The organism is Minwuia sp. IMCC3060 (assembly GCF_029909435.1).
In the GTDB taxonomy this organism is placed as follows: Bacteria; Pseudomonadota; Alphaproteobacteria; order Minwuiales; family Minwuiaceae; genus Minwuia.
In genome coordinates this window covers 1,575,186-1,598,368 of sequence record NZ_CP123782.1, presented here as the reverse complement: position 1 = coordinate 1,598,368, position 23,183 = coordinate 1,575,186, and the positions used below count along the sequence as shown (strand labels likewise).

Here is a 23,183-nt window from a genome sequence, read left to right as displayed (position 1 = left end):
GCCATCACCCGCCCACCGGGGTGGCACCCAGTAGCAGGGCGGGATCCAGGCGCTGGTCGAACCAGTTGACGCGCCAGTCGAGATGCGGACCTGTCGAGCGTCCCGTGGAACCGATTGCGCCGATCACCTGTGCGGCGAAGACCTTGTCGCCCACAGCCACGTCGATGCGCTCCAGATGCGAGAAGACGCTGACGATGCCATGTCCGTGGTCGAGCATGATGGTACCGCCGGTGTAGTAGAGATCGTCTTCCGCCATCCGCACGATACCGTCCCGCGCCGCAATGACCGACGTGCCGCGTGGTGCCGCTATGTCGATGCCGTAATGCGGTCGCCGGGGCTTGCCGTTCAGGATGCGCTGACTGCCGTAGATGCCGGTCACCGTGCCGACGGCAGGCCAGAGCCACTTCTCGTCGAACCAGGTCTGCGGGCTGTCGATGCTGCGTATCCGCGCGATCTCCGCATTCTCCCGCCGGATGCGTTTCAGCACATCCGCCGGCGGCGTCACCATCTTCGGCGGCAGGCCATTGATCCGCTGCGTCTCATAGGTGCGCTGGCGGATCTGCAGCATGGTCACATTTGCCTGCCCATCCTCGCCCACGGTGCGCAACATGGCCTGCGGCGGATGATCCCGACCGAATCCGATCACGAAGACACCCGTGGCGGAAACCCGGACCGACCGGTCATCCAGAAAGACCTTCGTCCCCGGCAGGGTGCGCCCGACAACCATGCCGCCCTTTACCAGCTCGCCGTTCAGGATCTGTGCCCGCGCGGGCAGGATCGCGACGACGGCGAACAGCAAGACAAGCAGCCACCGCATCAGAAGAGGTCTCCCTGTTTCGGTTTCACGTCCGACGCCGCACCGCTCGACCGCCGCGCGGGCCGCTGAGTGCTCCCGCTGCTACCGCCACTCCCCGCAATGACTGACAGCCGTCCGTCACCGAACTCGATCTCCAGCGCGTCTCCACCCTTGGCAGCACCAGCGGAGACCATGGCGGCCCCATCCTTGCGGACGACTGCGAACCCCCGTGCGAGGGTCGCGCGGTAGGAAAAGCTCTCCAGCAGGCGCGCGGCGTTGGCCAGCCTGCGCTGACGGTCCTGCAGTCCCCGCGCCATGTCCCGGGCCATTGCCCGTTCGGCGCGCTCCAGCCGCTGCCGACCGTCCCGGATCGGCTGCTGCAGGATGCCGGGCCGCAGACCACCCGCAGCACCGGCCAGCCGCTGGTGTCCATGACCGGCATTGATGCGCAGGGCACGCCCCAGAGCGTCGGCCAGATCATCCAGGCGCTGCTGATGCTGCTGCAGCATCCGGCGCGGGTCCACCAGACCACGCGCCAGCCCCTGCAGGCTGTTCCGCCGCTCCCCCTGCACCCGTTTCAGCGCCGTGAAGCCGCGCCGCATCAGGTCTCCGATCTGCAGCGCCAGGTCGGAACGTACCGGAACCGCCCGCTCCGCCGCCGCCGTCGGCGTCGGCGCGCGGTGGTCGGAGGCATGGTCGATCAGGGTCGTATCGGTTTCATGCCCGACGGCGGAAATCAGCGGAATGTCGCTGTCTGCGGCTGCGCGGACCACCACCTCCTCGTTGAAGGCCCAGAGATCCTCGATCGAGCCGCCACCCCGCGCGACGATCAGCAGGTCAGGCCGCGCCGCCCCCTGCATCGCATTGAAACCCCTGATCGCGGCGGCAACCTCCTCGGCGGCGCCTTCCCCCTGCACCCGGACCGGCCAGATGGTGACGGGGCGCGGGAAACGGTCGGAGAGGCGATGCAGGATATCGCGGATCACCGCCCCCGTCGGGCTGGTGACGATGCCGATGTGGCGCGGCAGGAACGGCAGCGCCCGCTTGCGTTCCTGTGCGAACAGCCCCTCCGCCATCAGCTGGCGGCGGCGCTGCTCCAGCAGGGCCATCAGCGCGCCCTCCCCCGCCGGTTCCATCCTGTCGACGACGATCTGGTACTTGGAGCGTGCGGGGTAGCTGGTCACGCGGCCCGTGCAGACGACTTCCAGCCCGTCCTCCGGCCGGAAACCGAGGCGCGCCGCAGTCCCCTTCCAGACAATGCCGTCGATCAGGGCCTTCTCATCCTTCAGGCCGAAATACATGTGGCCCGAGGCCGCCTGCTTGAAGCCGGAGAGTTCCCCGCGCACGGAGACCCGCCCGAACCGATCCTCCAGCGTGCGTTTCAGTTCCCCCGAGAGGGCGCTGACCGTATAGGCGGGAACGTTCGAACCGGCGGCGCTTTCTTCGGTCAACAGATACTCCCGCTACTTTATGACCAGCTCCGGCCCCATGAAGTACGTCGGCAGGAAGGTGGAGATCGCCGGAATGTAGGTGATCATGATCAGGAAGATCACCAGAATGCCCAGCCATGGCAAGGCCGCCCTTACCACATCCATCATCGGCATACCTGCCACGCCCGATGTGACGAACAGATTCAGGCCAACGGGTGGCGTGATCATGCCGATTTCCATGTTGACCACCATGATGATGCCCAGATGGATCGGATCGATGCCGAGATTGATGGCGATGGGGAAGACCAGCGGCGCCACGATCACGATCAGGCCCGACGGCTCCATGAACTGCCCGCCGATCAGCAGGATCAGATTGACGATCACCAGGAACAGGACCGGGCCGAAGCCGGCGTCCAGCATGGCCCCGGCAATCGACTGCGGAATCTGCTCCTCCGTCAGCACATGCTTCAGGATCAGCGCGTTGGCGATGATGAACATCAGCATCACCGACAGCTTGCCCGCATCCAGCAGCGTCCGGCGCGTATCCTCATGCCAGAGCACGGCCACCGTGTCCCATAGCCGCCGACCCAGGCCGAGCTTCCGGCCCGGCTGTGCGAACGGCCCCATGTCGCGATAGACGAAGTTGGCAATGATGAAGGCGTAGACGGCAGCGACCGCCGCAGCCTCCGTCGGTGTGAAGATGCCGCCATAGATGCCGCCCAGGATGACGACGATCAGGAACAGGCCCCAGCCCGCGTCGCGCGCGGATGCCAGGATCTCACCGAATCCGGCCCAGGGCTGGGCAGGCAGGTTCTTGACCCGCGCCGCGACATAGATGCCGATCATCAGCATCAGCCCGGCCAGAAGGCCCGGAATCACACCCGCCAGGAACATGCGCCCGACCGAGACATCGACGGAGGCGGCATAGACCACCATGACGATGGATGGCGGGATCAGGATGCCCAGCGTGCCCGCGTTGCAGATCACACCGGCGGCGAATTCCTTGGTGTACCCGACCTCCCGCATCCCGGCGATGATGATGGTGCCGATGGCAACCACGGTGGCGGGGGAAGAGCCACTGAGTGCCGCGAACAGCATGCAGGCAAAGACGCCCGCGATGGCCAGCCCGCCACGCAGATGCCCGACACAGGCCACCGCGAAGCGGATGATGCGCCGTGCCACGCCGCCCGTGGACATGAAGGACGAGGCCAGGATGAAGAAGGGGATCGCCAGCAGCGTGTAGTGACCGTCGAAGGCGGAAAACAGCGTCTGCGCGATGGAGGCCAGCGAAGCGTCCGAATAGACCAGCAGAAACAGCACGCTCGAAAGGCCAAGCGAAATGGCAATGGGCACGCCGATCAGCATCAGCGCGATGACGACGACGAAAAGCAACAGTGCGGACATGGTGGTCAGCCCCCGGTTCTGGATGCGCCGGTTTCATCCAGCGTCTGTGCAGCGGCTTTCACATCGTCCTCCGCCTCATGACTGACGATGATCAGGTCCTGTTGTCCGCGGTACACCTTCCAGCCCGCCTGCAGGAAGCGCAGCACCAGCAGCGCCATCGACAGCGGCAGGATGAAATAGGGCACGAACCGCGGCAGCTTCTCATAGAGCTCACCCTCGTTCCGCCAGTCGGCCAGGAACTGCAGGAAGCCTGGCATCGGAATGTCGTTCACTTCCATGAAGGACGCGGTACCGGCGAACTTCCACCAGTAGTTCCAGCCACCGATCAGGATCAGGACGGAGAAGGCGAGACAGGCCACGACGGCCAGCAGGGTCAGGATCCGGCGCAGGGGTGGCGCGAACAGGTTCACCACCGTGTCGACCCCCAGATGGGCGGTGATCTTGACGCAATAGGATGCGCCCAGCAGCACCATCCAGGCGAACAGATAGACCGTCGCCTCCAGCGCCCAGAGAATGTTGTCGTTGAATACGTAACGCGCGACGACATTGGCAAAGGTAATGAGCGTCATCAGGCCGAGGAACAGCGCGATCAGGTTTTCCTCGAGCTTGTCGAACCAGGTGGATGAGCGCGGCTGCATCAGACCGTCCTCCAGTACCCGTATGTCGAAGGTACCGGGGTGTCCGGCGCGGCTGGCGCACCGGACACCCCGATCCAGGGATCGTCAGATCAACTGCCTGCGCCCCGCGCGGCGGCGATCAGGTCTTCACCCACGTCACCCTTGAACTGGTCCCAGACCGGGCTCATGGCCTTGACCCAGGCCGCACGCTGTTCACTGGTCAGGGTCCGGACCGGGCTGCCGGCCTGCATGATCAGCTTCTTGTTCTCCTCGTTGATGGCGGTGGACTCCGCGTTGCGGGCCTCCGTCACCTCGGCCAGGATCGTGGCGAGCTGGTCGCGCACATCACCCGGCAGGCCGTCCCACCACTCCGTGGAAGTCACGACCAGATAGTCGATGATGCCATGGTTGGATTCGGTGACACCGTCCTGAACCTCGAAGAACTTCTGGCCATAGATGTTGGACCAGGTGTTCTCCTGCCCGTCGATGACGCCGGTCTGCAGCGCGCCGTAGACTTCCTTGAAGGACATCTTCTGCGGGTTGGCGCCCAGCGCCTCGAACTGCGCCTGCAGCACGTCGGAAGCCTGGATGCGGAACTTCAGTCCCTTGGCGTCCGACGGATCGACCAGGGGCTTGTTGGCCGAAAGCTGCTTCATGCCGTTGTGCCAGAAGGCCAGGCCCAGCAGGCCACGGCGGCGCATGGAATTCTTCAGCGCCTGACCGGCATCAGAAGCCTGGAAGGCATCGACGGCGGCCACGTCCTTGAACATGAACGGCAGGTCGAAGATGCGGAACTTCTTGGTGAACTTCTCGAACTTCGACAGCGAGGGCGCGGCCATCTGCACGTCACCGAGCAGCATCGACTCCAGCACCTTGTCGTCATCATAGAGCTGGGAGTTCGGGAAGACCTCCATGCAGGCCTTGCCGTTCATCTCCTCGTTCACCCGCTTCTCCAGCAGCGAAGCGGCGATACCCTTCGGATGCTTGTCGGTATTGGTGACGTGGCTGAACTTGATGACGATCTCGCCCGGCTGGCAGGCATCGGATGCCTGTGCCGCACCGGCGGAAAGGGCCAGCGCACCAAGCGCGCAGGCAGTTACGAACAGCTTCTTCATTTCAGATTTTCCTCCATCTGCATGAGCGTCCGCTTTTTTGGCAGCGGATCGCGGTAGGACCGTCTCCCCATCCGCAGCAATCTAGCGGCGTTCCATATGCTACGCCAGCCGCAGAAGGTGTTGATTTCCCCCTCTGCATTGGTTACACCCTCGCCGCGACCGCGGTCCCTTCGTCTAGTGGTTAGGACGCGAGATTTTCATTCTCGAAACAGGGGTTCGATTCCCCTAGGGACTGCCAGTCACCTCCCCCCGCAAATTCCAGTGCATTCGCGCGGTGGATTATCTGCGCCAGCGAGACCACACTCCGGAACACCATATCTGGAGCAAGGGGAGCGACATGGCCGAGAGACTGGGACTGGATGAAGCGCGCATCATCGTGGACACGATGCTGGCCGAGGGAAAGAAGCGGGGGCTGAACTTTGCCGGTGCGGTGACGGATGCCGGGGGCGACCTGATCCATCTGTCGCGCATGGACGATGCGTCGGCGCTGAATGCGCGCATGAGCTTCCACAAGGCCTATACGGCAGTGAAGTGGAAGCGGAATACCCGCGTCATCCAGGACAATCTGTTCGCGATGAGCCTTGGTGACGACCGTCGGGAAATAAGCTGGTTCTGCGACCCGATGTACACGCCGGTCTGGGGCGGCATCCTGCTGAAATCCTCCGCCGGTGCCATCCTCGGTGCGCTCGGCCAGAGTGGCGGCACCAAGGAACAGGATGAGGAGATCGGCCAGATCGCGGCAAAGGTCTTCGCGGAGATGTAAATCCCGGCAGGGCGGGTTCAGCCCTGCCCCAACCATGCCCTGAGTTCCGTCTTCAGCACCTTGCCGTAGTTGTTCTTTGGCAGGGCATCGACGAAGACATAGTCCTTCGGGCGCTTGAATCGGGCGATGTTGTCGAGGCAGAGCCGGTCCAGGGTGGCCTCGTCCGCGGTTTCCGCGCCGTCGCGCACCACGAAGGCCACCACTTCCTCGCCCCAGTCGGCATGGGGCCGGCCCACGACGGAGACCTCGGCCACGCCGGGGTGGCGCAGCAGCACCTCCTCGATCTCGCGGGGATAGATGTTGGTACCGCCGGAGATGATCATGTCCTTGGACCGGTCCTTCAGGGTCAGGAACCCGTCCCGGTCGAAGGCCCCGACGTCGCCGGTATGCAGCCAGCCGTTGCGCAGGGTCTCCGCGCTGGCCTCCGGGTTCTGCCAGTAGCCCTTCATGACCACACGGCCCCGGGCGATGATCTCCCCCGTCTCCCCGACCGGCAGTTCATTGTCGTCTTCATCCACAACCCGCACTTCCACATCCGTGCGCGCGGTCCCGGCGGAGCCAAGGCGTTCCATGTAGCGCGGATGGTCGCGCATGGCGTGCAGGTCGCGGGACAGGCCGGTGATGGTCATCGGCGCCTCCCCCTGCCCGTAGATCTGCACGAACTTGTCGCCCAGCATCTCCATGGCCTGCAGCAGGTCGGCGACATACATCGGGCCACCGCCGTACCAGACGGTCTTCAGGTTCGTGGTGTCGGTGTCGCCGGTGCGCGGATCGTTGATCAGGCGGTGGACCATCGTTGGCGCCAGGAACTGCCCGGTTCCCGGCCAGTCACGGATCAGCCGCAGGTTCTCCGCCGGGTCGAAGCCGCCCGATTCGGGGATCACATGCACCCCGCCGCGTACCGTATGCGGCAGGCCGTAGAGGCCGGAGCCATGGCTGAGGGGTGCACTGTGGATGATGGCGTCACCGGGGCTGACCGTGTCCACATCGACGAAGAAGTTCATCGTCTGCATCAGCAGGTTCAGATGCGTGATCATCGCGCCCTTGGGTCGCCCGGTGGTGCCGGAGGTATAGAACAGCCAGGCGAGGTCATCGTCGGGAACACTGACTGGTCGGGCGATACCCTCCCCGGAAAGCAGACGTTCGTACTCCGTCGATCCGGCCATCAGGACCGTCGGCGACGGCTGCAGACCGGTCACCGCCTCCACCATCACCTGATCCAGATCAGCGCTGGACAGGATCAGCCGTGCACCTGAATTTTCAAGGATATAGGCCAGTTCCTTCGGATGCAGCTTTGCATTGACCGGGACCGCCGCAAGCCCTGCCCACCAGATGCCGTAGAGGCATTCGTGATAGTGGGTGCTGTTCTTCTGCACGATGGCGACCGTATCGCCCCGTACGAGCCCGAGCCGGCCTGTCAGCCCTTCCGCCAGACGTGCGGCGCGGTCGGCCAGGCGGGCATAGTCGTGTGTGACATGGGTGCCGAGGGCGACCGCTGGCAGGTCGCCATGCACCCTGGCGGTGCGCCAGAGATGTTCTGCCTGATTCACCAATGTCCCTCCCCGAACATCCAGATCAGTATCGATACCCCGACCGGCAAACGGGTCCCGAAGGCGGCGTCAGCCGTCCGTCCGCTTGTCGAAGTGCGCATAGTAGCGGCTGCCGACCTGATCCATCGCAACGGTGACGAAGACATCGATCGTACCGAACTGGTCATCGACCACCGCGCCGTCCCCGATCACGCCGCCGAGGCGCAGGTAGGCCTTGATCAGCGGCGGCATCGCCTTCCAGACGCGCCGCGCATCGATCTCGTCCTTCGGCACCATCTCCATGTCCACATGGCGTTCCGGCAGGGCCTTCACCGCATGCTCCGGATCGGCGGCATGGAAATGGCGCAGGTAGCTGAGTGATTCCGCGTGCGCCTGCGGGTCCCGGCCGTGGAAACTGGCGCAACCGAACAGCGTCGTAAGCTCATGTTCCGCCAGATAGGCGGCAATGCCCCGCCAGAGCAGCTGGATCGTCGACTTGGAGCGATGCGTGGCGGCCACGCAGGACCGGCCGAGTTCCAGCAACTGCTCGATGGGCTGCGCCATCAGCGGCGTCAGATCGTATTCGTCGGCGGAATAGAAACCGCCATTGTCCTTGGCGACGCTGCCGCGCAGCAGGCGATAGGCACCGACGATCTGTTCCCCGTCATCCATGCCGCGATCCACCACGATCAGGTGATCGCAGATGTCGTCATAGCGGTCCATGTCCAGCCGCAGCCGACGGGCGACCGGCGACGGGCGCGCGCCCATCTCGTCATAGAACACGGTATAGCGCAGGGCCTGCGCCGCCCGGATCGCATCCCGGTCACGGGTGATATAGACCTCAAGATTGCCGGCGGAGCAGAGCGGCCCGTCGGACGGCAGAACCCAGCGCAGACGCGGCACGGAACGGCGCGCGGTCGCGGCTCCGGCACTGGCCATGGCGGTCACGGAAGGCACCGCCTCCTGAACGTCGGCATTCTGACCGCTGACGATCCCGGCCTTCTTCAGCCGCCGCCGCCGCATCAGCTTGTTGGCGGCAAGCTTCGGCAACACGATGACATTGCGGATGACACCGGTCTTGCTGCCTGGCGGTTTCGGCTGCAGGCCACGTCGCTTGCGCCAGGGCAGTTTTCTCATGGCGCTCAATGCCGTCTCCCCGATTTCAGGTGATGCCGAACGCAAACCGTCTGGCATGATCACATTCTCACGCAGAACAGGCCCTATCGAATTCCGCCCCGAAGGTATAGTGCAGTCCGTGAGGGGTCAATTCACGGCGACCATCGCAATTGGAGCACAGGCAGCATGACCGACGCCTTCGTACCCGCGCTGGTGACATTCTTCGTCATCATCGATCCGATCGGACTGGCCCCCATGTTTGCCAGTCTGACAGAGGGCACGGATGCGGCGCACCGGCGGCGCATGGCGCTGCGGTCGGTCATGATTTCGGCCATGATCATCACCGGTTTCGCCTATGGCGGATCGTTCCTGCTGGGCGCGCTCGGCATCACGCTGGAGGCATTTCGGGCTGCCGGCGGCCTGCTGCTTTTCCTGATCGCGCTGGACATGGTGTTCGAGAAACGCACCGAACGGCGGGAGAAGCGCAACGATCAGATCCTGGAACACCGTGACGATTCGCCAACCGACATCTCCGTCTTCCCGCTGGCGATCCCGCTGATGGCCGGTCCCGGGGCAATCGCGACGATCATGCTCTACATGAAGAGCGCGGGCGACGATGTGGTGGCGCAGCTGACGGTCCTCGGTGCGGCGGGTATCAACCTTCTGGTCTGTCTGGTGATCTTCATTGCCGTTGGCCCCTTGATGCGGGTACTGGGCGAAACCGTTGCCCAGACCATCGGGCGCATCCTGGGCGTGATTCTGGCGGCGCTGGCCGTGCAGCTGATCTTCGACGCCATCTCCAACACGTTCGGCGCCTGAACCGGTCGCCACTGAACCGGTATCCACTGAATCCCTGTCAGCCGCCCCGTGCCACGAAGTAGGGGTTCTCGAATTCCGGCTTGCCGTAGATCAGTGGCTGGCCCACAGCGCCCGCCACGTCGCCACCGGCAATGATGGTGACATTACCGCCTGCCCCGGCGAGCACCGCATGCCCGGCGGCGATATCCCACTCCATGGTCCGGCCGAGACGCGGATACATGTCCGCCGCGCCTTCCGCCAGACGGCAGAGTTTCAGCGACGATCCGGCGGAGACCAGTTCCGCAACCCTGAAATCGGCCAGATAGTCGTCGGTCGCGCTGTCGCGATGAGAGCGGCTGGCAACCACGACCAGCCCGGCCTCCGGCGCCGGCCGCACCGTGATCGGCTTCGCCACAGTGGCCCCATCGCGCCGCCAGGCATCGCCCGGCCCCTTCGACCAGAAGGTCTGGCCAAGTGCAGGCAGGTGAACCACGCCGAGTGTCGGCTGGCCGTCCTCGATCAGGGCGATGTTCACCGTGAACTCGCCGTTGCGGTTGATGAATTCCTTCGTGCCGTCCAGCGGATCGACCAGAAAGAAGGTGCCGCCGGAGATGTCGGGGATCGTTCCCGCCGCGACCGATTCCTCGGCCACCACCGGAATGTCCCCCGCCAGCACGGAGAGGCGTTTCAGGATGATCGCCTCCGCCTTCTCGTCGGCATCGGTCACGGGGGAGCGGTCATCCTTCACCCGCGTGGCAATCTCGCCCTCGTAGATCTCGAGAATGGCCTTTCCGGCCTCGATTGAGACGTCGACCAGCATATCGACCAGCGCCTGACGGTCATGAATGGTCATGGTCTCAGCGCCCCCCGGCCACATCGACAAAGGTCCCGGTGACATAGGACGCACTGTCCGACAGCAGCCACAGCACGGCCTCCGCCACTTCCAGCGCGGTTCCGACACGCTGCATCGGCACAGAGGTCCTGAAACGTTCAACCCGGTCCGCATCGCCGGCCGAAGCGTGAATCTCGGTGTCGATCAGTCCTGGCCGGACCGCGTTGACCCGAATGCCTTCGATCGCCAGTTCCTTGGCCAGACCGATGGTGAAGGTATCCATCGCGCCCTTGGACGCCGCGTAATCGACGAATTCGTTCGGACTGCCAAGCCTTGCCGCCGCCGAGGAGACATTGACGATGGCGCCACCCTGCCCCTCATGTTCCGTCGACATGCGCCGCGCAGCTTCCCGGGCGCAGATGAACGACCCGGTGACATTGACGGCCAGGATGCGGTTGATCCGCTCCGCATTCATGGTGGCGACCTTGCCGCTCTCGTCGATGATCCCGGCATTGTTGACCAGCGCGGTGACGGGGCCCAGTTCCTGGTCCACCAGGCGGAACATGGCCTTCACGTCCGCCTCCTCCGCCACATCCGCATGGGCCATGATGGCTTCCCCGCCCGCATCGCGGATGGAATCGACGACCGCCTGCGCGGCCTTCTTGTTTCGGGCGTAATTGACGCACACCTTGTAGCCGCGCGCGGCACCAAGCTTCGCGACTTCGGCACCGATGCCGCGACTGCCGCCGGTAACCACCAGTACGTGGTCCATCTGTTCCCTCCAGACTGCGAGATCCGGGGCGGAGGTAACCACTCGTCACGGTCACCGGTCAAGCAGGCTTCCGGGCTGGTGATGGACCGGACGATTGGGGCAGACTGCACCCATGACCGAACCTGACAAGACAATGCCCGGCCCCATCCTGCTGCCGAACCCCGATGACACCGCACTGACCCGGCGGATGGACGGCATCGATCAGGACGGCAAGCCCGTGGACACCGCCGTGACGGTGGAACGCGCGCTGACGCTGTTCCTGAACGGGCAGGAGATCGTCACCATGATGACGATCGGCGATTATCCGGACTGCCTCGCGGTCGGCTATCTGACCAACCAGAACATGCTGCGGGCCGATGACACACTCACCGGCGTGACGGTTGATGAGGAAAAGGGTCATATCTTCGTCACCACCGCCCGGCGTACCGACTACGAATGGAAACTGAAACGGCGCACCCTCACATCCGGCTGCGCCCAGGGCACGGCCTTCGGTGACGTGATGGAGCGGTTCGACGAGGTGGTGCTGGACGATACCGCGCGCCTGCGCACGTCCTGGCTCTATGCCCTGTCGCGCCAGATCAATCAGACGCCGTCGCTCTATCTCACCGCCGGTGCGATCCACGGTTGCGTACTCTGCGCGCAGGACAGGCCCCTGATCTACATGGAGGACGTGGGCCGCCACAATGCGGTGGACAAGATCGCAGGCTACATGCGGCTGAACGGGATCTCCCCCGTCGGCAAGTGCTTCTACACCACCGGACGCCTGACATCGGAGATGGTCATCAAGACGGTGCAGATGGAACTGCCGATCCTGATCTCGCGTTCCGGTTTCACCGCCTCCGGGGTCGAGCTGGCGCGGCAGGCCGGGCTGACCCTGATCGGACGCGCCAAGGGCAAGCGTTTCATCTGTCTTTCCGGTGCGGAACGACTGGTCTTCGACCACGACCCGAACACGGTCGCTGACGAGGCCCCCGGACACCGGCGGAAGGGTGCCCGCGATGACTGAAACCCCATCAGTCGCCGGGCTTGTGCTGGCGGGCGGGCTGGCGCGGCGCATGGGTGGTGGCGCGAAGGCGCTGAAACATCTGGCCGGACGGCCCCTGCTGGCCCATGTGCTGGCGCGCATCGCCCCGCAATGCCGGTCCATCGTGCTGAATGCCAATGAAGACCCGGAATCCTACGGGGCGTTTGGCTACCCGGTCCTGCCGGACGTGGTGGCGGGCTTTGCCGGACCGCTGGCAGGTGTCCTGACCGGCCTGGAATGGCTGGACCGGTCAGGTGAAGCCGAATGGCTGCTGACCGTCCCCACCGATGCGCCATTCCTGCCGCCGGACCTGGTGCAGCGGCTGCATTCAGCCGCCGACGAAGATACGGAAACCGTGGTGGCGCGATCAGATGGCCGCACCCACCCCGTGGTGGCACTCTGGCACCGGTCCCTGCTGCAACCGCTGAGGGTTGCGCTGACCGAACAGGACATCCGCAAGATCGACCGCTTCACTGCGGCGCACAAGACGTTACATGTAGACTGGTCAACGGCGGCGGGTGATCCCTTCGTCAATATCAACACACCGGACGAACTGGCAGCGGCAGAGGCCGCCCTTTCGCTCTGCGACGAAAGCCCCGATCCATGACCAGCGATCCTGAGCGGGCCATTCGCCCGCGCCGCAGCTTCATATTCTCCCCCGGCCTGCGCCCGGACATGTATCCGAAGGCCCTGGCGAGCGGCACGGATATCGTGTGCGTCGAGCTGGAAGACGGCATCGCACCGAAGGACAAGTCCGCCGCCCGTGACCTTGGACTTGGCCTGTTCGCGAAACCGCAGGAAGACGATGGCGTGGAACGGATTGTCCGCATCAACTGCCTGCGCACGGCCTTCGGCATCGCCGATGTTCAGGCCGTGCTCGACAGCGATACCCCGCCCCCGGCGCTGATGCTTCCCAAGGTCATGACACCGGATGAGATTGTCTGGCTGGATGACCTGCTGACGGAACGCGGACACGATACCCGTCTGCACATCATCATCGAAACCAACCAGGCGCTGGAACGTGCCGTGGAACTGGCCCACGCCAGCCCGCGCATCGACGCCCTGTTCTTCGGTGGCGTCGACATGGCGGCGGAACTGCGCTGCGTCAATGCGTGGGAACCGCTGCTCTATGCCCGGTCCCGCGTCGTCCATGCCGCCGCCAGCGCCGGGATCGATGCCATCGACGTGCCATGGCTCGACCTGGACGACATGGACGGCATGGCAGAGGAAGCGCGCCGCGCCCGCGACCTGGGTTTCAGTGGCAAGGGCTCGATCCATCCCAAGCAGATCTCCGTGCTGAACGACATCTTCACACCGGACGCCGCACAGGTGGCGCGGGCGCGCCGGATCGTTGCGGCCTTTGCGGAAGCGGACACCGGACTGGTCGTGGTCGATGGCAAGCTGATCGAGAAACCGGTGCTGAGAGAGATGAACCGCATTATTTCCATTGCCGAGCGGGTTGCCGGATAGACCGCCACCGCTTCAGACAGTACGTCCAGATTCCTCCCCCAAAGGATACATAAGTGTCACGTGAAGTTACCGGCCCGGGACGGGTCGAATTCGTCATCATGATCGCCCTGATGACTTCCCTGATGGCCCTGTCCATTGACACCATGCTGCCCGCGCTGGCCGCCATGGGAGCGGACCTGGACGTGACCGACGTGCAGGATACCCAGCTTGTGGTCTCGCTGCTGTTTGCCGGGCTCGCCACCGGGCAGCTGCTCTATGGCCCCCTGTCCGACAGCATCGGCCGGAAGCCCACGATCTACATCGGCATCGCGGTCTTCCTGATCGGTTGCCTGCTGTCGCTGTTCGCCCCGGATTTCGAGACCATGCTGGTCGGACGCACGCTGCAGGGTCTGGGGGCAGCCAGCGCCCGTATCGTGCCGATGGCCCTGGTCCGCGACCAGTTCGAGGGCCGGGCGATGGCGAAGGTCATGTCCTTCATCATGTCGGTCTTCATCCTGGTGCCGGTGCTGGCGCCGATGATCGGCCAGGGCATCCTGTTCGTGGCCGAGTGGCGGGCGATCTTCGTCTTCTTCATCGTGCTCGCCTCGGTCGCGACCCTCTGGTTCGGGCTGCGCCAGCCGGAGACCCTGCCGAAGGGACTGCGGCGCAGGTTCTCCGTGAAGCACATCATTTCCGGCTTCGGTTTCTGCCTGCGGGACCGCATCACGCTCGGCTACACCCTCGCCACCGGCTGCATCTTCGGCCCCTTCATCGGCTATCTCGGCTCCTCGCAGCATGTGTTTCAGGACATCTTCGGCACCGGCGAGATGTTTGCCGTCTGGTTCGGCGTGGGCGCGGTGTCCATCGGCGCGGCATCCGTCGTCAATTCGCAGCTGGTCATGCGGTACGGCATGCGCCGGATCACCCGTGCAGGTCTGGCCGTGACCGTTGTCGCGTCCGTGATCGCAGCCACCATCTTTGCGTCCGCGCCGCCGAACCTGCTGGGCTTCATGATCTGGCTGATGATCGTCTTCTTCGGCACCGGAATCTGCTTCGGCAACATGAATGCGCTTTCGCTGGAGAACATGGGCCACATGGCCGGTGTCGGTGCGGCCTTCGTCGGCTTCACCTCCACCATGGTCGCGGTGCCGCTGGGCATCACCATCGGCAGCCTGCTGGGGGAAAGCGTCCTGCCGCTGGTGATCGGCTTCGCGGTTCTGCCCGGCACCGCACTTGCGCTATCGTTCATCACGGATCGGGGTCGCCCCCCGGGTCCCATCGTCCGGTAGAGGTTTCAATTCCTGGGGAGGAAGTACGACGTGGGCATCACCGAGGAACATCTGCAACGGGTCGCCGCGAAACGGCATGCGGTCTCCGATGCCGGGCGGGAAGCCGCGGTCGCAAAGCAGCGCGCACGCGGAAAGCTGACGGCGCGGGAACGCATCACGGCCATGCTGGACCCCGGCAGCTTCCGGGAACTGGGACAGCTGGTGGAGCCGATGCGCGACACCGAGCTGACCAGCACCCTCGACGCCCCTGCCGATGGTGTCGTCACCGGCACCGGCACGGTGGACGGTCGCCCGGTCTGCATCATCTCCGATGACTTCACGGTGCTGGGCGGCTCGGTCGGCGTGGTCGGCGGCGCCAAGGTGGAGCACCTGCTGACACGGGCGGAGAAATACGGCCTGCCGGTCATCTGGCTGCAGGAAGGCGCGGGTCACCGCATCCAGGACGGCCTCGATTCCCGGCACTTTGCCTCCGCCGGTCCGATCTTCTGGCACATGTCGCGCCTGTCGGGCTGGGTACCCATCGCCACCGCCATCCTGGGTCCGGGCTATGCCGGGCCGACCAACATGGCCGCCTTCGCCGATTTCCGCATCATGCGGCGGGGCCACGCCCAGATGGGCATCGGCGGCCCGGCACTCGTGCGGGCTGCGACGGGGGAGGAGATCGATACCGAGACACTGGGCGGCGCGGCAACGCAGGCGGATGCCCAGGGTGTCGCCGACATGGCACCGGATACGGAGGAAGACTGTTTCGCGGCGATCCGGCGCTATCTGGACTTCCTGCCCCGCAACGCCGGTGAAGCGCCGCCCGTGCGGCCCTGCGATGATCCCGTGGACCGCCGGGCGGAAGCGCTGGCGACCCTGGTGCCCGACAACCCGCGCCGCGCCTACGACATGCGCAAGGCCGTGGAACTGATCTTCGACCAGGGCAGTGTCTTCGAGACCAAGCCGACCCATGCCCGCAACATGGTCACCGCCTTAGCGCGGCTGGAGGGGCGACCGGTCGCCATCATCGGCAACAATCCGATGTTCCTCGCCGGGATGCTGGACGCCAAGGCGGCGGAGAAGGCCGCACGCCACATTGCCATCGCCGACGCCTTCGGCCTGCCGCTGTTCTACTTCATCGACATGCCGGGCATCTTCGTCGGCTCGGGCGCGGAGAAGACCACGCTGGGTCTGCGCTCCGCCAAGATGCTCTACGAACTGGGTGTCGCGACGGTACCGCGCTATTCGGTGATGGTGCGCAAGGGCTACGGGGCCGGGTACTACGCCATGAACGGCGGGCGCGGCTTCAAGGCGGACGGCACCTGGGCCTGGCCGACATCTGAGCTCTGCGCCATGTCGATCGAGACCGCGCTGAACGTCGCCTATGCCCGCGACTGGCAGAATGCGCCCGACCCGGCGGCGCGCAAGGCGGAGCTGGAGGCCGACATCCGCCGCAACCTGACACCGCTGCGCGCGGCGGAACACTTCGGTGTTGATGACGTCATTGATCCGCGCGATACCCGCGCCGTGCTCGCCGACGCGCTGCGCCACGCACCGCTGCGCCCGCATGAGGGCGGGCCACCGAAGAAACGCGCCATCAGCCCCATCTGACCGCTGGACCCTGCCCGTGAAACAGATCACCGAACCCGCCCGCCAGATCGACGTCATCCATGAGACCGATGTTCTGGTCGTCGGCTCCGGGCCCGGTGGTCTCGCCGCCGCGCTGGGGGCGGCGCGGGCGGGCGTCGCGGTGACACTGGTCGAACGCTTCGGCTGCTTCGGGGGCAACATCACGGCGGTCGGGGTCGAGGGCTTCGCCTGGTACCGCCACGAGAAGACCGTCGATACGGAGGGAGTCGGGCGCGAGTTCGAGGCCCGTGCTATCGAGATGGGGGCCGCCACGCCCGAACCCCAGTCCGACAGTCACGCGCTGGATGCCGAAGGCTTCAAGGTCGTTGCCGACCGGCTGGTGGAGGAAGCCGGGATCACCCCGATGCTGCACCGCCAGTTCGTCGCCCCCATCATGGAAGGCACGGCCATCCGGGGCATCATCACGGAGAGCAAGGCCGGGCGGGAGGCCATCTTGGCGAAACGGGTCATCGACGCCACGGGGGACGCCGACGTGGCCCATCGCGCCGGCGCCCCGACGCACAAGGCGGCGCGGGAGGATCTGATGGCAGCTTCCGTCATGTTCTCCATGTCCGGTGTGGACCGGGCGAAGTTCCTGGAGGAGATTCGCGCCAACCCCCTCACCTACCGCGACTGGGACAGCGGCGAATGGACCGTCGAGACCACGGGGAAGGAGGACGGGATGTTCTCCCCCTTTCTCAAGAAACCGTTCCAGCTTGCCATTCAGGAGGGGCTTATCCCACAGAACCTCTCGACCATCGCGGGCACCTGGGGGGCCATCTATGACACCGGCGACCTGACCTATCTGAACCTGGTCCACCTGGACGGCTGCGACGGGACCGACCCCGACGACCTGACCCGGTTCGAGATCGAGGGTCGGCGTCAGGCCATGCTGGCCGTGGAAGCCATGCGCCGCCACCACCCCGGCTGCGAGACCGCGAAGCTGCGCAATTTCGGCATGACGCTGGGCGTGCGCGACACCCGCAAGATCGACGCCCGCTACAACATGACCGAGATGGATGTGCGCGATCAGGGCCGGTTCGAGGACAGTATCGGAATCTTCCCCGAATTCATCGACGGCTACGGCCTGCTGATCCTGCCCACCACGGGCCGCTACTTCCAGGTGCCCTGGCGCACCATCGTGCCGAAGCAGGTCAGCAACCTGCTTGTCGCCGGCCGCGCCACCGGCGGCGACCGCATCAGCCACGCCGCCACCAGAAACATGATGTGCTGCACCGTCACCGGCCAGGCCGCCGGCGTCGGCGCCGCCCTGTCGGTAAAGCAGGACCGGGCGGTGGCGGAGATGGATGTGGTGGATGTGCAGCGGGAGTTGAGGCGGCAGGGGGTGCGGATGGGTTGAGGGTGGGGATTGCGGTGCCCGCCATAGCCAAGTCCAGTCCGATTTCGTCAGGGGAAAGATGCTGACCAGAATCATCTAGGGTCTAAGCCCAATCAACGCATTGAAGTTGCGGGAACGGGCTGTTTCTCTATGTACATGTTTCGCTCTGCAGGATTGGGATGGCCCGACTTTTTTGGCTTGAGGATGCGCAATGGGCGGCGATTGAGCCGCACGTGCCGAAAAGCCAGCCTGGTGCGAGGCGCGTCGATGATCGCCGTGCGATCTCCGGGATCATTCATGTTCTGAAGACGGGTTGCCGCTAGTGTGACTGCCCTGCCGAGTACGGTCCTTCGACGACGATCTACAATCTCTTCGATCATTGGCCACGCCGCCGCTTCTGGACGGACCTGACGGAGGCCCTGGCCGCGACTGGCGCGGTGTCGACTTCGAGCGCCATTATAGCACTTACATCAAGGCGCATCGTTCGGCCCACGGCGGAAAAGGGGGCAAGGTCGCAGGCGATCGGGCCTTCACGAGGTGGTCAGACGACGAAGGTCCACGCGCTCACAGACACAATAGGCCGCCCCTATGCCTTCGAGCTGACGGCTGGAAATGTCTCGGATGCGAAGGCGGCGCGGTTACTCTTCAACAGATTGGCAGGCGCCCGGAGGCTGCTGGCCGACAAGGGCTACGACGCCAACGCGATCCGAAGAGAGCTTCGCCAAAGCGGCGTAATTCCCATCATGCCAGGACGCATCAACAGGAAGCGAAAGATCGTCTATGACAAGCAACGCTACCGAGAGCGCCATCTGATCGAGAATGCCTTCTGCCGCATCAAGGACTTCCGGCGCGTCCACACCCCCTAAGACAAGCTGGCGAGAAACTTCCTCTCCGCTGTCGCCATTGCCGTCCTCGTTGCATTCCGGCTGTGATTGAGTCTCAGCCCTAGATACTAATCCAGCGCGGCCTTTACCCCCCCCTTCACCACCCCAACTGCCGGCTCGCCAGGTCCTTCATGACTTCCGTGCTGCCGCCGCCGATGGTGAGGATCTTGGATTCGCGGAAGATGCGTTCGACCTTGTGGCCGCGCAGCAGGCTGGCGCCGCCGAAGATCTGGGCGGCTTCGGCGGCGATCCATTCGTGGGCCTCGCCGCAATAGACCTTCAGCATGGCGATCTCGGCGATGCAGGGGTCGCCCTGCATCACGCGCCAGATCAGGCTGTCCATCTGGGATTCCATGGCCTGCAGCCGCACCGCCATGTCCACCAGCTTGTGGCGCACCACCTGGAACTCGGCCAGGTGCTTGCCGAAGGTCATGCGTTCGTGGGCGTAGCGCACCGCCTCCCGGTAGGCGCAGCGGCTGACGCCGATCTGGGTGGCAGCGATGCCGAGGCGTTCCAGATTGAAGTTGTTCATGATGCCGCGGAAACCCGCGTTCTCCTGCCCCAGCAGGTTGCCGGCCGGCACCCGTACATCGTCGAAGATGATGTGGCCGGTGTCGGAGGTCCACCAGCCGCTCTTGCGCATGTTGGTGCGGCTGACGCCCGGCGTGTCCCCCGCGATCAGCAGCAGGGAGATGCCGCCCATCCCCTCCCCGCCCGTGCGGACGGCAACGGACAGGTAATCGGCACGGACGCCGTTGGAGATGAAGGCCTTCTCCCCGTTGACGACATAGTGGTCGCCGTCCCGGCGCGCGGTGGTGCGGATGTTGGCGACGTCGGACCCGCCGTTGGGCTCCGAGATGGCGAGGCAGATGATCTTCTCCCCGCTGAGTACCCGGGGCGCGACTCGACGCTTAAGCTCTTCCGAGCCGAGCTTCAGCACCGGCGGCAGGCCGATACCATGCGCCATCAGGCTGACGCGGATGCCGCCGAAGCCTGAGGCCGCCATCTCCTCCCGCGCCAGACAGTAGTAATCGATGCCACCACCGGCACCGCCGTACTCCTCCGGAAAGCCGAGGCCCAGAATGCCGGCCTCGCCGGCCTTCACGTAGAGCTCTCGCGGGAAGGTGCCTTCCTCCTCCCAGCGTTCGCCGTTCGGTTCGATCTCGCGATCGATGAAGCGACGGATCTGGTCGCGGATGACCTCCGTTTCCTCGGTGTACATCGGATGCCTGAGTGTCATCTGCGCCTGCCTCCCCTGGATCGCACCACTGACAGCTAACAGGCTGACGCAGGGGAATCCAATGCGCACGACACATGCCACGCGACGCGGTTGGAATGTCGGGGTGACAGGCAGGACGGCGGAGCCGGGGTTCGCGATTGCCTGCCCTCGCCCCTCCGGGCATCCGTTTCCCCGCACTTCATGGTTCACATGACGAAATGGCAGGCCTGGCATTCGCGCCGGTCCGATTGACAGACATCCATAGTTCGATTAACAGCGAACTATGGATGCTGCGCACATGTCATCCCTTTCCCGCCGGCAGACTGCCTCGGGATCGGGAAGGAGCGCCGGGAAACCCTGCCTCCCTGGGCGTTGCATTCAGGCGGCAGCTGCCCGGCACAAATTTGTTATTGACACTCATTCTCAATTAAGCTTCTTGTTGCGAATGATTATTAGCAAATGTGGTTGGGGAAAGACACCGCATTCTCCGCTGGTTGCCCGAAAGGCCGCCAGCATCCGTTGCCACTTGCTGACTCCAAAGGATTGAACATGTCGACTCTCACGAACAACGCCCGCATCAGGCAGGCAGCCATGGCCACTGCGTTCGGCCTCACGATCATGCCGCTGGCGGCCCTTGCCGAAGATGAAGCCTATCCGAACATCACGGGCGAAGTCGGTTTCGAGGTCCAGAACGACTTCAACTTCGAGTCCGAAGATCCGAATGCCGAACAGAACGAGCTTGGCGGTGTCATCGAGCCGGTCATCAACCTGAACTTCAATCCCAACCTAACCCTGACCACCGGCATGACGCTGGAGGCGGTGCGCGGCCCCGGCCCCCGGGAGGACCGGGTGTTCCAGGATCATGGCATCTTTGTCGACACGCTGGTGCTGACCTGGGCCAACGACGATGTGGAAGTCCATGGCGGCAAGTTCGGCCCCAACTTCTCCATCGGCTATGACGCCGCTGGCGGTGTCTATGGCACCGACCTGCTGGGCGATGATGTGGAACTGTCGGAATTCATCGGCGCGGGCGGTGCCTTCGCCGTCGGTGACTCCATGGTCCTGTCGGGCAGCGTGTTCTTCCAGGATCGCACCTTCCTGAGCGAATCCTTCATCACCAACCGGGGCCGCAACAACCTGGCGGCAGGCGGACCGGGCAATACCGAGTTCCCGGAATCCTTCGCGGTCGCGCTGGACGGTGAGGCCGTGCCGGGCATGGAGGGCATGCGCTATCACGTGGGCTTCGCCCGTCTGGCCGTGAACAACGCCGACGACGAGTTGCGGGCCACCGCCGGTGCCGAATGGTCCTATGATCTGGGTGACGATCTCACTCTGACGCCGATGGCCGAATATGTCCGCTTCTGGAACGCCGGCGGCCTGGGGGCGGAGAGCCGCAACTACTACACGCTGTCACTGGTGGCCGAGACCGGCCCGTGGAACGTGGCGCTGGCCGGTACCGCCAAGGATGTGAACGTGGACGGTGCCAATGGCTCCACCTTCGATCACCAGGTGCAGCTTTCCGCCGGCTATGCCTTCGAGAACGGCTTCACGCTGGACGTCGGCTACAAGCGCGCCACGGCAGCCAACATCAGCACCCAGACCCTGGGCGCCATCGTCACCTACGGCATTGAATTCTGACGACAAGCCGACCGTCACCTGATCCGAGGAGGAACCTCACATGAGACTCACGAGAGCTACCGGACTGCTGTGCGGAATGGCCATGGGCCTGTCCGCCGGCATCGCCAACGCGGATGAGGCACCAACGGCCGAGGCCGTGGTGGGAACCTATGCCGACATCGCGCTCGCCGGCTACAGCGATTCCCTGACCACGGCATAGGCCCTGCGCGCCGCGATCAACGCCCTGATCGCGAAACCGTCGGAGGCTTCGCTCGGGGCGGCACGTGCAGCCTGGGTGGCCGCACGCGCCCCCTATCAGCAGACGGAGGCCTTTCGCTTCGGCAATGCCTCGGTCGATGACTGGGAAGGCAAGGTCAATGCCTGGCCGCTGGATGAGGGGCTGATCGACTATGTCGACACGTCCTATGGCGACGCGGCGGGCGAAAACCGTCTCTACACCAGCAACGTGATCGCCAACCCGATGCTGACCGTCAATGGCCAGCAGGTGGACGCGACCCTGATCACCCCTGCCCTGCTGTCGGATACGCTGCATGAGGCGGAAGAGGTCGAATCCAACGTCGCCACCGGCTATCACGCCATCGAGTTCCTGCTCTGGGGCCAGGACCTGAACGGCACCGGCGCCGGTGCCGGGCAGCGTCCCGCCACGGATTTCGATCTCGCCAACTGCACGGGCGGCAACTGCGACCGGCGGATCGCCTATCTGACGGCGGCGACCGACCTGCTGATCAGCGATCTGCAGGACATGGTGGCAAGCTGGGGTGCCGACGGCGCGTCACGCCAGGCCTTGCTGCAGGATCCGCAGGCAGGCCTTTCGGTCATCCTGACCGGCATGGGATCGCTGTCCTACGGCGAGCTGGCCGGTGAGCGGATGAAGCTCGGCCTGATGCTGCATGACCCGGAGGAGGAGCACGACTGCTTCTCCGACAACACGCACAACTCGCACTACTTCGATCAAATCGGCATCAGGAATGTCTATACCGGGCACTATCGCCGTGTGGACGGCTCAGTGGTCTCCGGCCCGTCCGTGGCGGATGTCGTGGCCCACGTCGCCCCGAAACTGGATGCGGAACTGCGTGCCAGGCTGGACACGACTGTTGCGTCCATGGCGGTCATGAAGGCCCGCGCGGAATCCATCGAGGCCTATGACCAGATGATCGCGGAGGGCAATCCGGTGGGCAACGCCACGGTGCAGGCCGCGATCGACGGCCTGATCGACCAGACCCGGAGCATCGAGCGGATCGTGGCAGCGCTGAAGCTGCAGACCATCCAGTTCGAAGGCTCCGACAGCCTGGATAACCCCGGCGCGGTCTTCCAGTAACCAACCACCCTTGATCGCGATCTGGTTAGCCATGGCCAGAGGCGTTTCCGGATAGAGAAAGGACCAGGGTGACCCTCTGCATCGTTCCCCGTCACGCCCATCACCTGTCGTGACACTCCTCCGATGATGCAGTCCCAGATCCCGATATCCGGTGATACGTTTTCGCGATCACGTGGGCTGGCTTCCCCGAGCCAGCCCACATCTTTCTCACAGGCGACCTTTCCAGGACACGGAAGAAGA

General features: G+C 64.7%; 20 protein-coding genes, 1 tRNA gene and 1 pseudogene. 12 read left to right on the top strand and 10 right to left on the bottom strand.

Annotated elements, in window-relative coordinates; translation table 11 throughout:
* Positions 1-4 precede the first annotated feature (4 nt).
* The 5 genes from QGV54_RS07555 to QGV54_RS07535 form a co-directional block, all read right to left on the bottom strand.
* The gene (locus QGV54_RS07555) at positions 5-817 is read right to left on the bottom strand and encodes a M23 family metallopeptidase (protein WP_281017466.1); all 813 of its coding nucleotides are present in this window, start codon (positions 815-817) and stop codon (positions 5-7) included.
* Positions 817-2,247 carry an exodeoxyribonuclease VII large subunit gene (gene xseA, locus QGV54_RS07550; protein WP_281017467.1) on the bottom strand — a complete coding sequence of 477 codons (1,431 nt, stop codon included), beginning with the start codon at positions 2,245-2,247 and terminating at the stop codon, positions 817-819. The genes QGV54_RS07555 and xseA overlap by 1 nt, the downstream gene beginning before the upstream one ends.
* Positions 2,248-2,259: 12 nt before the next feature.
* Positions 2,260-3,630, bottom strand: coding sequence for a TRAP transporter large permease subunit (locus QGV54_RS07545; protein ID WP_281017468.1), 1,371 nt, complete (start codon positions 3,628-3,630; stop codon positions 2,260-2,262).
* A gap of 5 nt (positions 3,631-3,635) precedes the next feature.
* Positions 3,636-4,268 (bottom strand): TRAP transporter small permease, encoded by a 633-nt coding sequence (locus QGV54_RS07540; protein ID WP_281017469.1) that lies wholly within the window; start codon positions 4,266-4,268, stop codon positions 3,636-3,638.
* 89 nt (positions 4,269-4,357) lie between these two features.
* On the bottom strand, positions 4,358-5,353 hold the full coding sequence (locus tag QGV54_RS07535; protein WP_348637717.1) for a TRAP transporter substrate-binding protein: 996 nt from the start codon (positions 5,351-5,353) through the stop codon (positions 4,358-4,360).
* Positions 5,354-5,525: 172 nt separating this feature from the next.
* On the opposite strand from QGV54_RS07535, the gene QGV54_RS07530 reads away from it, so the two are divergent.
* Positions 5,526-5,600 (top strand) — tRNA-Glu (locus tag QGV54_RS07530).
* A 99-nt stretch (positions 5,601-5,699) separates the two neighbouring features.
* The gene (locus tag QGV54_RS07525; RefSeq protein WP_281017471.1) at positions 5,700-6,125 is read left to right on the top strand and encodes a heme-binding protein; all 426 of its coding nucleotides are present in this window, start codon (positions 5,700-5,702) and stop codon (positions 6,123-6,125) included.
* Between the two features lie 17 nt (positions 6,126-6,142).
* Here the strand turns inward: QGV54_RS07525 and QGV54_RS07520 are convergent, their stop codons facing one another.
* Positions 6,143-7,675, bottom strand: a complete 1,533-nt coding sequence (locus tag QGV54_RS07520) for a long-chain fatty acid--CoA ligase (RefSeq protein WP_281017472.1) — start codon at positions 7,673-7,675, stop codon at positions 6,143-6,145.
* 69 nt (positions 7,676-7,744) lie between these two features.
* On the bottom strand, positions 7,745-8,791 hold the full coding sequence (locus QGV54_RS07515) for a GNAT family N-acyltransferase (protein WP_281019880.1): 1,047 nt from the start codon (positions 8,789-8,791) through the stop codon (positions 7,745-7,747).
* 165 nt (positions 8,792-8,956) lie between these two features.
* Between QGV54_RS07515 and QGV54_RS07510 the strand changes: the two genes are divergently transcribed.
* Entirely contained in the window at positions 8,957-9,589 is a 633-nt protein-coding gene (locus QGV54_RS07510; protein WP_281017473.1) for a MarC family protein, read from the top strand.
* 37 nt (positions 9,590-9,626) lie between these two features.
* Here QGV54_RS07510 and cysQ read toward each other — a convergent pair whose 3' ends face one another.
* Together cysQ and QGV54_RS07500 are read right to left on the bottom strand one after the other, a co-directional pair.
* Complete coding sequence (gene cysQ, locus QGV54_RS07505) at positions 9,627-10,421, bottom strand: 3'(2'),5'-bisphosphate nucleotidase CysQ (protein ID WP_281017475.1); 795 nt, start codon at positions 10,419-10,421, stop codon at positions 9,627-9,629.
* A 4-nt stretch (positions 10,422-10,425) separates the two neighbouring features.
* Positions 10,426-11,172 carry an SDR family oxidoreductase gene (locus QGV54_RS07500; protein ID WP_281017477.1) on the bottom strand — a complete coding sequence of 249 codons (747 nt, stop codon included), beginning with the start codon at positions 11,170-11,172 and terminating at the stop codon, positions 10,426-10,428.
* A gap of 112 nt (positions 11,173-11,284) precedes the next feature.
* On the opposite strand from QGV54_RS07500, the gene QGV54_RS07495 reads away from it, so the two are divergent.
* From QGV54_RS07495 to QGV54_RS07460, 7 genes are all read left to right on the top strand, one after another.
* Complete coding sequence (locus tag QGV54_RS07495) at positions 11,285-12,178, top strand: formate dehydrogenase accessory sulfurtransferase FdhD (protein ID WP_281017478.1); 894 nt, start codon at positions 11,285-11,287, stop codon at positions 12,176-12,178.
* Positions 12,171-12,803: a molybdenum cofactor guanylyltransferase MobA gene (gene mobA / locus QGV54_RS07490; RefSeq protein WP_281017479.1), complete on the top strand. Its 633-nt coding sequence runs from the start codon at positions 12,171-12,173 to the stop codon at positions 12,801-12,803. Before QGV54_RS07495 ends, mobA begins: the two co-directional genes overlap by 8 nt.
* Positions 12,800-13,666 carry a CoA ester lyase gene (locus tag QGV54_RS07485; protein WP_281017480.1) on the top strand — a complete coding sequence of 289 codons (867 nt, stop codon included), beginning with the start codon at positions 12,800-12,802 and terminating at the stop codon, positions 13,664-13,666. Before mobA ends, QGV54_RS07485 begins: the two co-directional genes overlap by 4 nt.
* A 53-nt stretch (positions 13,667-13,719) precedes the next feature.
* Positions 13,720-14,934 carry a multidrug effflux MFS transporter gene (locus QGV54_RS07480; protein ID WP_281017481.1) on the top strand — a complete coding sequence of 405 codons (1,215 nt, stop codon included), beginning with the start codon at positions 13,720-13,722 and terminating at the stop codon, positions 14,932-14,934.
* Between the two features lie 30 nt (positions 14,935-14,964).
* Positions 14,965-16,527 carry a carboxyl transferase domain-containing protein gene (locus tag QGV54_RS07475; protein WP_281017482.1) on the top strand — a complete coding sequence of 521 codons (1,563 nt, stop codon included), beginning with the start codon at positions 14,965-14,967 and terminating at the stop codon, positions 16,525-16,527.
* Between the two features lie 16 nt (positions 16,528-16,543).
* Positions 16,544-17,905: an FAD-dependent oxidoreductase gene (locus tag QGV54_RS07470; protein ID WP_281017483.1), complete on the top strand. Its 1,362-nt coding sequence runs from the start codon at positions 16,544-16,546 to the stop codon at positions 17,903-17,905.
* Positions 17,906-18,243: 338 nt separating this feature from the next.
* Positions 18,244-18,750, top strand: a complete 507-nt coding sequence (locus QGV54_RS07460) for an IS5 family transposase (protein ID WP_348638783.1) — start codon at positions 18,244-18,246, stop codon at positions 18,748-18,750.
* 115 nt (positions 18,751-18,865) lie between these two features.
* On the opposite strand, the gene QGV54_RS07455 is transcribed toward QGV54_RS07460, so the two are convergent.
* Entirely contained in the window at positions 18,866-20,008 is a 1,143-nt protein-coding gene (locus tag QGV54_RS07455) for an acyl-CoA dehydrogenase family protein (RefSeq protein ID WP_281017485.1), read from the bottom strand.
* A gap of 528 nt (positions 20,009-20,536) precedes the next feature.
* On the opposite strand from QGV54_RS07455, the gene QGV54_RS07450 reads away from it, so the two are divergent.
* Positions 20,537-21,625, top strand: coding sequence for a hypothetical protein (locus QGV54_RS07450; RefSeq protein ID WP_281017486.1), 1,089 nt, complete (start codon positions 20,537-20,539; stop codon positions 21,623-21,625).
* A 76-nt stretch (positions 21,626-21,701) separates the two neighbouring features.
* Positions 21,702-22,943 (top strand): annotated as a pseudogene (locus tag QGV54_RS07440) (imelysin family protein).
* The last annotated feature ends 240 nt before the right edge of the window (positions 22,944-23,183 follow it).

What these genes read in the sequence shown, in the direction of transcription:
- QGV54_RS07555 (WP_281017466.1), bottom strand. Translation starts at nt 817, where the DNA reads ATGCGGTGGCTGCTTGTCTTGCTGTTCGCCGTCGTCGCGATCCTGCCC.
- QGV54_RS07545 (WP_281017468.1), bottom strand. Translation starts at nt 3,630, where the DNA reads ATGTCCGCACTGTTGCTTTTCGTCGTCGTCATCGCGCTGATGCTGATC.
- QGV54_RS07540 (WP_281017469.1), bottom strand. Translation starts at nt 4,268, where the DNA reads ATGCAGCCGCGCTCATCCACCTGGTTCGACAAGCTCGAGGAAAACCTG.
- QGV54_RS07525 (WP_281017471.1), top strand. Translation starts at nt 5,700, where the DNA reads ATGGCCGAGAGACTGGGACTGGATGAAGCGCGCATCATCGTGGACACG.
- QGV54_RS07515 (WP_281019880.1), bottom strand. Translation starts at nt 8,791, where the DNA reads ATGAGAAAACTGCCCTGGCGCAAGCGACGTGGCCTGCAGCCGAAACCG.
- QGV54_RS07510 (WP_281017473.1), top strand. Translation starts at nt 8,957, where the DNA reads ATGACCGACGCCTTCGTACCCGCGCTGGTGACATTCTTCGTCATCATC.
- cysQ (WP_281017475.1), bottom strand. Translation starts at nt 10,421, where the DNA reads ATGACCATTCATGACCGTCAGGCGCTGGTCGATATGCTGGTCGACGTC.
- QGV54_RS07500 (WP_281017477.1), bottom strand. Translation starts at nt 11,172, where the DNA reads ATGGACCACGTACTGGTGGTTACCGGCGGCAGTCGCGGCATCGGTGCC.
- QGV54_RS07495 (WP_281017478.1), top strand. Translation starts at nt 11,285, where the DNA reads ATGACCGAACCTGACAAGACAATGCCCGGCCCCATCCTGCTGCCGAAC.
- mobA (WP_281017479.1), top strand. Translation starts at nt 12,171, where the DNA reads ATGACTGAAACCCCATCAGTCGCCGGGCTTGTGCTGGCGGGCGGGCTG.
- QGV54_RS07485 (WP_281017480.1), top strand. Translation starts at nt 12,800, where the DNA reads ATGACCAGCGATCCTGAGCGGGCCATTCGCCCGCGCCGCAGCTTCATA.
- QGV54_RS07455 (WP_281017485.1), bottom strand. Translation starts at nt 20,008, where the DNA reads ATGACACTCAGGCATCCGATGTACACCGAGGAAACGGAGGTCATCCGC.
- QGV54_RS07450 (WP_281017486.1), top strand. Translation starts at nt 20,537, where the DNA reads ATGTCGACTCTCACGAACAACGCCCGCATCAGGCAGGCAGCCATGGCC.